Source organism: Nocardia sp. NPDC055050 (genome assembly GCF_053608345.1).
Map to the genome: position 1 here is coordinate 18,579 of NZ_JBSGVG010000057.1, position 11,271 is coordinate 29,849.

At 68.9% G+C, this 11,271-nt stretch carries 13 protein-coding genes; 8 read left to right on the forward strand and 5 right to left on the reverse strand.

Annotation, left to right across the window (positions count from 1 at the left end; all coding sequences use genetic code 11):
- Positions 1-67: 67 nt before the first annotated feature.
- The 5 genes from ACWGCN_RS33375 to ACWGCN_RS33395 all read right to left on the reverse strand — a co-directional run bounded on the left by ACWGCN_RS33375 (position 68) and on the right by ACWGCN_RS33395 (position 5,513).
- Positions 68-772 (reverse strand): hypothetical protein, encoded by a 705-nt coding sequence (locus ACWGCN_RS33375; RefSeq protein ID WP_378996712.1) that lies wholly within the window; start codon positions 770-772, stop codon positions 68-70.
- Positions 773-867: 95 nt separating this feature from the next.
- Positions 868-2,913, reverse strand: coding sequence for an ATP-dependent DNA helicase (locus ACWGCN_RS33380; RefSeq protein ID WP_379314615.1), 2,046 nt, complete (start codon positions 2,911-2,913; stop codon positions 868-870).
- A gap of 55 nt (positions 2,914-2,968) precedes the next feature.
- On the reverse strand, positions 2,969-3,505 hold the full coding sequence (locus tag ACWGCN_RS33385; RefSeq protein ID WP_379314616.1) for a DMP19 family protein: 537 nt from the start codon (positions 3,503-3,505) through the stop codon (positions 2,969-2,971).
- A gap of 11 nt (positions 3,506-3,516) precedes the next feature.
- Positions 3,517-4,071: an isochorismatase family protein gene (locus ACWGCN_RS33390; protein WP_378996718.1), complete on the reverse strand. Its 555-nt coding sequence runs from the start codon at positions 4,069-4,071 to the stop codon at positions 3,517-3,519.
- A 128-nt stretch (positions 4,072-4,199) separates the two neighbouring features.
- Positions 4,200-5,513, reverse strand: coding sequence for a nicotinate phosphoribosyltransferase (locus tag ACWGCN_RS33395; RefSeq protein ID WP_378996720.1), 1,314 nt, complete (start codon positions 5,511-5,513; stop codon positions 4,200-4,202).
- A 61-nt stretch (positions 5,514-5,574) separates the two neighbouring features.
- On the opposite strand from ACWGCN_RS33395, the gene clpS reads away from it, so the two are divergent.
- The 8 genes from clpS to ACWGCN_RS33435 all read left to right on the forward strand — a co-directional run bounded on the left by clpS (position 5,575) and on the right by ACWGCN_RS33435 (position 11,135).
- Entirely contained in the window at positions 5,575-5,922 is a 348-nt protein-coding gene (gene clpS, locus ACWGCN_RS33400) for an ATP-dependent Clp protease adapter ClpS (RefSeq protein WP_101464172.1), read from the forward strand.
- A 21-nt stretch (positions 5,923-5,943) separates the two neighbouring features.
- The gene (aosR, locus tag ACWGCN_RS33405) at positions 5,944-6,513 is read left to right on the forward strand and encodes an oxidative stress transcriptional regulator AosR (RefSeq protein WP_378996723.1); all 570 of its coding nucleotides are present in this window, start codon (positions 5,944-5,946) and stop codon (positions 6,511-6,513) included.
- Between the two features lie 33 nt (positions 6,514-6,546).
- Positions 6,547-7,608: a P1 family peptidase gene (locus ACWGCN_RS33410; protein ID WP_452454202.1), complete on the forward strand. Its 1,062-nt coding sequence runs from the start codon at positions 6,547-6,549 to the stop codon at positions 7,606-7,608.
- Between the two features lie 214 nt (positions 7,609-7,822).
- On the forward strand, positions 7,823-8,236 hold the full coding sequence (locus ACWGCN_RS33415) for a M67 family metallopeptidase (RefSeq protein WP_358071628.1): 414 nt from the start codon (positions 7,823-7,825) through the stop codon (positions 8,234-8,236).
- Between the two features lie 37 nt (positions 8,237-8,273).
- Positions 8,274-8,549: a MoaD/ThiS family protein gene (locus tag ACWGCN_RS33420; protein ID WP_101464168.1), complete on the forward strand. Its 276-nt coding sequence runs from the start codon at positions 8,274-8,276 to the stop codon at positions 8,547-8,549.
- 4 nt (positions 8,550-8,553) lie between these two features.
- Positions 8,554-9,516 carry a PLP-dependent cysteine synthase family protein gene (locus tag ACWGCN_RS33425; protein WP_378996727.1) on the forward strand — a complete coding sequence of 321 codons (963 nt, stop codon included), beginning with the start codon at positions 8,554-8,556 and terminating at the stop codon, positions 9,514-9,516.
- 71 nt (positions 9,517-9,587) lie between these two features.
- Positions 9,588-10,301, forward strand: a complete 714-nt coding sequence (locus ACWGCN_RS33430; protein ID WP_378996729.1) for a rhomboid family intramembrane serine protease — start codon at positions 9,588-9,590, stop codon at positions 10,299-10,301.
- 69 nt (positions 10,302-10,370) lie between these two features.
- Entirely contained in the window at positions 10,371-11,135 is a 765-nt protein-coding gene (locus ACWGCN_RS33435; RefSeq protein WP_452454198.1) for a cyclic nucleotide-degrading phosphodiesterase, read from the forward strand.
- Positions 11,136-11,271 lie beyond the last annotated feature (136 nt).

The following is an 11,271-nucleotide window of genomic DNA, read 5'->3' on the forward strand; positions in this document are numbered from 1 at the left end:
ACGGCTGGCGGCGAACCGTTCTCGGCGTGCACGTTGCGGGCCGCCGCGCACGCCCCGCACTCGCCCATCAGGCCGCCGGACGCAACGTCAGCATGGTGTCGGCGCCGTGGTGGAACTCATACCCGGTCTTTTGCAGGGAGGTGGCGATGCCCTTGTCGTGGAGTTCGGTGCGCAGGTGGTCGATGAGGTCGTCGAGTGGGGCGCCGGTGTAGTCGAGCAGCGGGTAGACGCGGGTTTCGACGGTGGCGACGCGCGCCAGTTCGAGCAGGGCGGCCAGGTGGAAGTCGGCGTCGAGCCGGTCGGCGTAGCTGAACAGCAGGTGCGAGCTCAGGGCCAGGTCGAACGCGTCGTCGGGACACGGGAGTGAGGGTAACGAGCCGGCCAGATAGCGGTGGGGCGCGGCGCGCACGTCGTCGGCGAAGCGGGCGGCGGCGCCGCGGCGGATCGCGGCATGTTCTGTCGTGGAGCCGTACCAGTCCCAGCGGTAGCGGTCGGCGTGGGAGTGTGCCCAGGCCACGGCGCGTTCGGTTTCGGGGGTCGCGCGGGCGGCCAGTTCGGTCGGTGGGGTGGCGTAGATGGGATCGATCGCGGTGACTTCGGCACCCATGGCGCTTGCCTCGGCCGCGAAACTTGCTGCGCCACCGGGGCAATCGAGGACACGGCGCCCAGCCAGATCATCGTCGGAGAGATGGAACATCGCGCGGTACTCGGCCAAAGATCTTGCGCTGACCAGAAATTCGCCGAGTACCTCGCCATCGGCGTGGTGCATCATCACCACACGTTCTCACGTCTTGCGTTCGCACGCTCGCTGATTCACGAGTGTGGTCACCTCGATTGCAAGACTCGACCTGCAAGCGTCGGCTTCGCTCAGGCGGAGTCGGTGAGCCGGCGCAGTGCCTTGGCAACCACCTCGGGATCGCTGGTCTCCCAGTACGGCGGCAGCGAAGCGCGCAGGTAGCTGCCGTAGCGGGCGGTGGCGAGGCGGGAGTCGAGGATAGCGACCACGCCGCGGTCGTCGACGCTGCGCAGCAACCTGCCGGTGCCCTGGGCCAGCAGCAAGGCGGCGTGATTGGCGGCCACGGTCATGAAACCGTTGCCGCCGCGCGACTCCACCGCTCGCTGGCGCGCGGTGAGCAGCGGGTCGTCGGGCCGGGGGAACGGAATGCGGTCCAGGATAACGAGACTCAGCGACGGGCCGGGCACGTCGACGCCCTGCCAGAGGGTGAGGGTGCCGAACAATGAGGTGGCCGGGTCGTCGGCGAACTTGCGCACCAGCGCGCCCATCGAATCGTCCCCCTGGCACAGCACCGGGGTGTCGAGCCGCTCGCGCAGCGCCTCGGTGGCGGCCTTGGCGGCGCGCATCGAGGAGAACAGGCCGAGTGTACGGCCACCGGCGGCGGTGATGAGCTGTTCGATCTCGTCGAGATAAGCGGGCGAGAGGCCGTCGCGGCCCGGGGCGGGCAGGTGTTTGGCCACGTAGAGGATGCCGGACTTGGCGTGGTCGAACGGTGAACCCACGTCGAGGGCGTTCCAGCGCACCGATTCCAGGTCGGCGGGTGCGGTGGCGCCGTTGGCCATGGCCGCATCGACCTTGCCGCGCGACTGCGACGGCAGGCCCCAGGTGATCGCGAGCCCGTCGAACGAGCCGCCGATCTGCAGGGTGGCCGAGGTGAGCACTACTGTCGCGGTGCCGAACAGCCTGCTGCGCAGCAGGCCGCCGACCGAGAGCGGCGCCATCCGCAAGGTGCGGCGGGCGACGCCGCGCATCTCGTCGGCCGACAACCAGATGACATCGCGACGGGCGGCCGGGTCGGCTTCCTCGAACGCGGTGAGCGCGCGGACCGCGGCGTCGTGCACGTCGTCGATGGCGGCCACGGCCATGGTGCGGGCGGCGGCGTTGTCGGGATCGTCCTGGGTTTTGACGGTGCCCTGCGGTGCGATGGCGGTGCGCGCGTTCCAGGCGGAATCGCGAACCAGGGCGAGCACCGGGGCGATGCCGTCGGGCATCTGGTCCCAGCGGCCGGGCGGCAGATCCTCCAGTGCCTGGTGGAAGGCCTCCGCGGCGCCCTCCAGGCGGTCTACCTCGCGTTCGTCGATCAGTTTGGTGCAGCGGCGGGCGGCCGCGCTGATCGCGGTCGCGGCCAGTTCGGCGGTGGCGACCCCGGTGACACGGTCGACCAGTTCGTGCGCCTCGTCGATCACCACCACATCGTGTTCGGGCAGGATCTGGATGCCGCTGATGGCGTCGATGGCCAGCAGCGCGTGGTTGGTGACCACCACGTCGGCCTGGGCCGATTCCGCACGGGCCTTCTCGGCGAAACAGTCCTGGCCGAACTGGCAGCGGGACTTGCCGAGGCATTCGCGCGAGCCCACACTCACCTGGCGCCACGCGCGGTCGGTGACGCCGGGGGCGAGTTCGTCACGGTCGCCGGTCTCGGTGTCGGAGGCCCATTCGTTGAGGCGCTGGACTTCGCGGCCGAGGCGGGAGATGGCGAAGGCGTCGAACAGCTCGGCCTCGCCGCCGGTGTCTTCCGGGATCACGCTGTTGATCTTGTTCAGGCAGAGATAGTTGTTGCGGCCCTTGAGGATCGCGAACTTGGGTGCGCGGCCGAGCGGCTTGGTGAGTGCCTCGGCCAGGCGCGGCAGATCGCGGTCGACGAGCTGGCGTTGCAGCGCGATCGTGGCGGTGGAGACCACCACCGTGCGACCGGTACGGACCGCGTGCCGCAGGCTCGGGATGAGGTAGGCCAGCGACTTGCCGGTGCCGGTGCCCGCCTGGACGGCCAGGTGCTCCTTGGTGTCGATCGCGTGGTCGACGGCGGTGGCCATGGTGGTCTGCCCGGTGCGTTCCTTGCCACCGAGGGCATGCACGGCGGTGACGAGCAGGTCGGCGACGGGAGGGAGTTCGGGCACGCTGGCAGCTTATCCGCACCCTCGGACAGGTTTGCCCGAGCGATGGCGAGCCCGGTCAGGACTCGCGGACGAAGTCGTCGATGTGATCGCGGACGTAGTCGAGGACTCGCTGCTCGAAATCCTCGGGTTCGTTGATGTCGTAGATCTCGTCGGGGTCTTCGGCGCGGTCGCCGGTGGGGCGGCGGATCTGGTCGGGGGTGGCGAGTGTCTGGTGTTCGTCTTCCCAGAAGCGGTCGAGGTCGTCGTTCGGGGAGCTGAGGGAGGCGTCGCGGGCGGCGATGATGGCCGCGGCGGCCAGTTGCGGCATGCCTGCTGCACGTAAACCTCTTGTGGCCCAGGGGAGTTCGCTGCGGCGGGTTTTCAGGTAGCTCGAGAAGCCCGCGTCGAGAACGCTTGTGTGCAGGCTCGACAGGGCCAGCAGGTGGGAGAAGGCCGGGGGGAGTTTGCCGAACGCGGCGATGCCGAGGCGCTGGAGGTCGTCGGTGGCCGGGTTCGACCAGAACACGGTGTCGGCGGCGTCGTGGATGCTGTCGGTCTCGGCGAGTGCCTTCGTCAGGGCGGATCGGGTGTGCGCCGGGAATCGATAGTCCATGGGGGAAGTATTCAGGGACGCAGCCCGACGCCCGCATCGCGGAGGGTGGTCAGGGCGGTCTCGGTGGTTTCGGGGGCGACGCCCGCGGTGAGATCGAGCAGGACGGTGGTGTCGAATCCGGCCTCGGCGGCGTCCAGCGCGGTGGCCCGAACACAGTGGTCGGTGGCGATGCCGACCACGTCCACGGCGTCGATGCCGCGAGCTCGGAGCCAATCGGTGAGAGAGGTGCCGTCCGCCGCCGCGCCTTCGAAGCCGGAGTAGGCGGCGGTGTACTCGCCCTTGGAGAACGTTTCCTGGATGGGCGAGACATCGAGCGCGGGATGGAAATCGGCGCCGGGGGTGCCCACTCGGCAGTGCGGCGGCCAGGAGTCGACGTAGTCGGGTTCGGTGGAGAAGTGGGCGCCGGGGTCGATGTGCCAGTCGCGGGTGGCGACGACCGCATCGTACTGCTCACCGGCGACGAAGTCGGTGATCGCGGCCGCTACCGCCGCGCCGCCGGCGACCGCGAGGGAGCCGCCCTCGCAGAAATCGTTCTGTACGTCCACGATGATCAGACCGCGTCCCATGTCATCCTCCAGCTCGTTCGACCGCACCATTCTCCGCCGCGCGATGCCGCGCGGCCACCCCCCGGCGCGGTGGCCGACCGGGTGCCGGTGCGGTCGAGAGTCGTCGGCACTTCGGCGTGCCGCGACGCTCAGCCGAGGAACGTTGTCGGCACGGCGGGCTCGCCCGCGGAGAGCTTCAGCCCTTCCCACGGCAGGCTCACCAACCCGCGCGCGACCAGCTCGCGACTCTGCGCCAGCGTCGCCACACCGTCGACCACCTTGCCCTCGCGAACCAGCGGCACCTGCAGCTCCCGCACCTGAAAACCGTTGGTGGCCGGTGCTTCTCCGCCTTCGGGATAGACGATCTCCTCGACGATCGTGCCGGTGGCGCGGGCCAATCGCACCGCCTTCTTGGTCCCGCCGCGCGACTGCTTGTGACTGGACCGCTTGGCCACCGCGATGCCGTCGACCTCGACCAACTTGTAGACCATGCCCGCGGTCGGGGCACCCGAACCGACGACCACCGACGTGCCGACGCCGTACACATCGACCGGTTCGGCACGCAGCGCCGCGATCGCGTACTCGTCCAGGTCGCCGGAGACCACGATGCGCGTGCCGGTGGCGCCGAGTTCGTCGAGCTGGTCGCGGACCTGCCTGGCGAGGACGCCGAGGTCGCCGGAGTCGATGCGCACACCGCCCAGTTCGGGCCCGGCCACCTCGATGGCCGTGGCGACACCCCGGGTGATGTCGAAGGTGTCGACCAGCAGCGTGGTGCCGATGCCGAGGGTGTCGATCTGGCTGCGGAACGCCGCGGCTTCGTGTTCGCCGTCGGCGCCGCTGTGCAGCAGCGTGAAGGCGTGCGCGCTGGTGCCCGCGCCGGGCACGCCGAAGCTGCGCACGGCCTCGAGATTGGAGGTCGCGTCGAATCCGGCCAGGTAGGCGGCGCGCGAGCTCGACGGCGCGGCGAGCTCGTGGGTGCGCCGCGATCCCATCTCGATCATCCGGCGGCCCGCGGCCGCGCTCACCATCCGGGCGGCCGACGAGGCGATAGCGCTGTCGTGATTGAAGATCGACAGCGCGAGGGTCTCGAGCAGCACGCATTCGGCGAAACTGCCGCGCACGGTCAGGATCGGTGAACCGGGGAAGTACAGCTCGCCTTCGGCGTAGCCGTCGATATCGCCGGTGAAGCGATACTCGCGCAACCAGTCGACGGTGGCCGGATCGAGGAACTTCGCGACCACGGCCAGCTCTTGCGGGCCGAAGCGGAAGCGGGTCAGCGCGTCGAGCAGACGGCCGGTGCCGGCGACGACGCCGTAGCGGCGCCCGTTCGGCAACCGCCGGGCGAACACCTCGAAGGTGCACTGTCGCTGAGCCGAACCGTCGGCCAGCGCCGCGGCCAGCATGGTCAGCTCGTACTGGTCGGTCAGCAGCGCGCTGCTGGCGAACTCGTCACGGATCTGCACACCAGAAACTCTAGTCACCGCGGGTGTTGTTTCCTGCGGGCCTCGTCGTACCCTGGTTTTTATGGCCGTGTGCAATAACGTTCGGGCCGGCGCCGTCACCGACGCTGTGAACGCCGCACTGTCGGCACCGCAGGCGACACCGGAGACCACCGAATACACCGAGATCCTGGAGGCCGAGGACCGGCCCTGGGTCACCGTGGTCTGGGACGATCCGGTGAACCTCATGCACTACGTCACCTACATCTTCCAGAAGCTGTTCGGCTACAGCAAAGCCAAGGCGACCGAGTTGATGATGCAGGTGCACAACGAGGGCAAGGCGGTGGTGTCCTCGGGATCGCGCGACAAGATGGAGCAGGACGTGCGCCGGCTGCACGCCGCCGGGCTCTGGGCAACCATGCAGCGCGACTGACGACCTGAGTAACCTGGGCCTGTGCGTAAGTGGAGCAGGAAGAACTCACTGAGTGGCCTCAAGCTTCGATCCGAAATGGACGAGCACGAGGCCACCGTCCTTCGCTCTCTGATCGGCGCGGTGTCCGGACTGCTCAGTGACCGCGCAGCCGACGCTCCCGAAGACGAACTCGCCGCGCTCACCGGCTTGCGCACGGGCAGCTCCACCCCGCCCGACGATCCGCAACTGCTGCGTCTGCTGCCCGATTTCCACCGCGCCGAGCCCGGTTCGCCCGATGCCACGCGCGCCGATCTCAACAGCGCGCTGCGCAGCCTGCACGAGCCGGAGATCATCGACGCGAAACTGGCCGCCGGGCAGACCGTCCTCGACAGCTGCCCGGAAGTGGGCGGCAAGATCGCGCTCACGCCCGAGCAGGCCGACGCGTGGCTGGCCGCGCTCACCGATGTCCGGCTCGCGCTGGGCACCCTGCTCGACATCGACGACGACACGCCCGACCATTTCGATCCGGAAGACCCGCGCGCCCCGCATCTGGACGTCTACCACTGGCTCACCTGGATGCAGGATTCACTACTGCAAGCGCTCGCGCCGTGAGCGCGACGACCGGAATCGCCGACGAAGGACGAGATGATGCGCAGCGGCCCCGGAGTACGCAACTCGATCACTGATGTCGCCGGGGTGCTGGTCGGGCATCACCAGGCGCTCGACGCCGAAGTCACCCTCGGTACCGGCGCCGCGACGGGCTGCACGGTCGTGCGGGTCCCCGGCGGCGCGACGGCCTCGGTCGACGTCCGCGGCGGCGGACCCGGTACCAGGGAAACCGACCTACTCGACCCGGCCAACACCGTTCGCCAACTAAATGCCGTGCTCCTCACCGGAGGTAGCGCGTACGGCCTCGCCGCCGCGGACGGGGTGATGCGCTGGTCGGAGGAACACCGCGAGGGCATTCCGATGGACCCGGCCGACCCGAGTCGGGTGGTCCCGATCGTGCCCGGCGCGGTGATCTTCGATCTGCCGGTCGGGGACTGGGGTATCCGGCCCGGCGCGGACTTCGGTTATCGCGCGGCCGCGGCGGCGTCGACCGAGTTCGCCCGGGGCACCGCGGGCGCCGGTGTCGGTGCGCGGGCGGGCGCGATCAAGGGCGGAATCGGTTCGGCGAGTGTGGTTCTCGCGGACGGCCCCGGGGCCGGGGTGACCGTCGGCGCGGTGATCGTGGCCAATCCCGTCGGGTCGGTCGTCGATCCGCGCACCGGGTTGCCGTGGGGCGTCGGCACCGACGGACCCGACTTCTTCGGGTTGCGGCACGCGACAGCGGACGAGATCGCCGCACTTGCCGCGCTCCCCGCGAAGAGCATGGTGCTCAACACCACGATCGGGGTGATCGCCACCGATGCCGCCCTCGACCCAGCCGGCTGCCGACGGCTGGCCGCGACCGGGCACGACGGACTCGCCAGGGCGATCCGCCCCGTGCATTCCCCGCTCGACGGCGACACCCTGTTCGCGCTGTCCACCGGCGCGATCGAGGTCGCCCCGCTCGCGCTGCCGCCCGCTTTCCCCACCGACCTGCTGTTGCTCGACCAGTTGTGTACGGCCGCGGCGGTGGTCGTTGAGCGCGCCGTCGTCGACGCGGTGCTCGCCGCGACCTCGATCGCCGGGATCCCCGCCTACTACGATCTGTTTCCGCGCTGATCGGCGACCTCGCGCGAGGTCACCCACTGTCGGTGGTGCGGCTGCCCGATGGCCGCAACTGCCTGCTGACCAGCCCTTCGGCGACTTGCCGCGCCTGCGGTGACGACCCGGCCGGGACCGGAGTGCATACCCCGCGGAATACCCGAATAGGGTGGGTCGTTGTCGGGGAAGGTGCTCGACAGCGCGCACGCAGGATGTGGAAAGGGTCGATGAAGTGCTGGTGATCAGGGCCGATCTCGTTGACGCGATGGTGGCGCACGCTCGCGCCGACCACCCGGACGAGGCCTGCGGCATCATCGCCGGCCCCGAGGGCAGCGACCGGCCGGAACGCTTCGTCGCGATGGTCAACGCCGAACGCTCGCCCACCTTCTACCGGTTCGATTCCGGTGAACAGCTGCGCGTGTGGCGCGCGATGGACGACGCCGACGAAGTGCCGGTCGTGATCTACCACTCGCATACCGCCACCGAGGCCTACCCGAGCCGCACCGACATCTCCTACGCCGCCGAACCGGACGCGCACTATGTGCTGGTCTCCACGCGCGACCCGCAGGAGCACGAACTGCGCAGCTACCGCATCGTCGACGGCGAGGTCACCGAAGAACCGGTGCGCATCGTCGATTCCTACTGAACCGTCCGAGAACAGTCACCACCCCCGAGGAGCCCCCATGCCGGTAACCGTGTCCATTCCGACCATCATGCGTGGTATCACCGGAGGTGAGAAGCGGGTGCAGGGCGAGGGCTCGACGCTGTCCGCGCTCATCGCCGATCTCGACGCGAATCACCCCGGGCTGGCCGAGAAGCTGCTGTCGGACGGCAAGCTGAACCGCTACGTCAACATCTACGTCGACGACGAGGACGTGCGCTTCTCCGGTGGGCTGGAAGCCGAGGTGCCCGCGGGCGCGTCGGTCACCATCCTGCCCGCCGTGGCCGGCGGCGCCTGACCCCGTGGCCCGCTACGAATCGCTGATCGCGACGCTCGGCAATACGCCGCTCGTCGGATTGCAGACACTGTCGCCCCAGTGGGACGGCGACGATCATGTGCGGCTGTGGGCCAAGCTCGAGGACCGCAATCCCACGGGCTCGATCAAGGACCGGCCCGCGCTGCGGATGATCGAACAGGCCGAGGCCGACGGGCTGCTCACCCCCGGCTGCACGATTCTGGAGCCGACCAGCGGCAACACCGGGATCTCGCTGGCCATGGCGGCCAAGCTCAAGGGTTACCGGATCGTGTGCGTGATGCCGGAGAACACCTCGGTGGAGCGGCGGCAACTGCTCACGATGTTCGGCGCCGAGATCATCGACTCGCCCGCGGCGGGCGGATCCAATCAAGCGGTGGCGATGGCCAAGCAGATCGCGGCGGAGAATCCGGATTGGGTGATGCTGTACCAGTACGGCAACCCGGCCAACGCGCTCGCGCACTACGAGAACACCGGGCCGGAACTACTGGCCGACCTGCCGGAGATCACCCATTTCGTCGCGGGACTCGGCACGACCGGGACGTTGATGGGCACCGGCCGGTTCCTGCGTGAAAACGTGCCCGGTATCGAGATCGTGGCCGCCGAACCCCGCTACGGCGAGCTGGTCTACGGCCTGCGCAACATCGACGAGGGATTCATTCCGGAGCTCTACGACGAGAAGGTGCTCACCACCCGGTTCTCGGTGGGCCCGTACGACGCGGTGAAACGGACTCGCGAACTGGTCGGCGAGGAGGGAATCTTCGCCGGGATCTCCACCGGGGCGATCCTGCACGCCGCGCTCGGCATCGCCAAGAAGGCGCAGAAGGCCGGGAAACGGGCCGATATCGCGTTCGTGGTCGCCGACGGCGGCTGGAAGTATCTGTCCACCGGGGCATACGACGGCACGCTGGACGAAGCCGAGGAGAAGCTGGACGGGCAACTCTGGGCCTGACGCGATGTGACCCGGCTTCGGTACGCTCTGGTCAACGGGCTGTTCGACGGTCCCTTGCCGGAGTGGAGGCGATGTCGGTGAGCGGTGGGGTGGGTGCCTCGTTCGATCCTGATCGGATCTCGGGGCTGCGTGGCAACGCGAGTTCGGGCATCGGCGCGTCGCGAGGCGGTTCGTGGATTCGGGCCGCGGTGGTGATTCTGGGCTTCGTGGGGGCGCTGTACGTGATCGAGGGCGTCGACATGGTCCTCTCCTACGATTCGCCACCCGGATCGGTCGGCGAACTCGACTCGGCGGGAATCGAGCCGCGCGAGGTATCCGGGCTCGACGGGATTCTGTGGGCCCCGCTGTTGCACGGCGGGTGGGACCATCTGTTCGCCAACACGCTGCCGTTGCTCGTGCTGGGTTTCCTCGTGCTGCTCTCCGGGATCGGGCGGGGGATCGCGGCCACGGCGATCATCTGGGTGATCGCGGGCGTCGGTACCTGGCTCACGGGGTCGGCGGGAAGTGTGCACGTGGGAGCGTCGTCGATCGTGTTCGGCTGGCTGACGTACCTGATCTGCCGCGGGTGGTTCACGCGCAATGTGGGCCAGATCGTGGTGGGACTGGTGATCCTCGTGTTCTACGGCTCGATGCTGTGGGGCGTGCTGCCGAGCGACCCTCGAATTTCTTGGCAGGGGCATCTTTTCGGGGCGGTGGGTGGAGTGCTCGCGGGCTGGGTACTCTCGTCAGATGAACGTCGACGCCGCCGTGGAGCATCGGTCGGCCGCGCACTACCAACGCGGTAACCGGGGATCCGGTCTGGAAATTGGGGGGATCCTGCATTGAGCACCAGCACGTCGTGGCAGCATGGGGGTATGCGCCTTACCGTCCTCGGGTGCTCGGGCAGCGTGTCCGGCCCGGACTCCCCAGCGTCGGGCTACCTGCTGACGGGCCCTGATATGCGGCCGACTGTCATCGACTTCGGCCCCGGTATTTTCGGCGCGCTGCAGAAGCACATGAACCCGGCCGATGTCGATATCTTCCTCACCCACCTGCACGCGGATCACTGCTTGGATCTGCCCGCACTGCTGGTGTGGCGTCGCTACCACCCGAATCCGCCGACCGGGAAGGCGCTGGTCCGCGGGCCGTCCGATTCCGCGCTGCGGATCGGCAATGCGTCCGCGGAGATCGGCGGCGAGACCGACGACTGGTCCGATGTGATCGACTCGCAGGCGTGGGTCGAGAACACCCCGATTCCGTTCGGGCCCGGTCACACGGTGGAAGCTCGGCGGATGTTCCACCCGCCGGAGTCCTATGGGCTGCGGATCACCGCGGGCGACGGCCGGGTTTTCGTCTACACCGGTGATACGGCGATGTGCGATGCGGTGGTCGACTTGGCGCAGGGTGCGGATGTGCTGATGGCCGAGGCGTCGTGGACTCATGATCCGGCGAATCGTCCGCCGGGGATTCATCTTTCGGGGACCGAGGCGGGCGAGATCGCCACCCGCTCGGGGGCCAAGGAATTGTTGCTCACTCACATTCCGCCGTGGACTTCGCGTGAAGATGTGATCGCGGAGGCCAAGGCGGCTTTCTCGGGGCCGGTGCACGCGGTGTCGCCGGGGGAGACGTTCGACCTTTAGGGCGGGATTCGGAGTTCGGTAGTCCCGGGACTGTTTGACGCTGTGTTTTTGGCGCGCTGGCGCGCGCGTGTCCGCGGCCCTGAGGGGCCGCCGGTTATGGGCCCCCGCCTCGCAGCCAACGGGCGAATAACCCGCC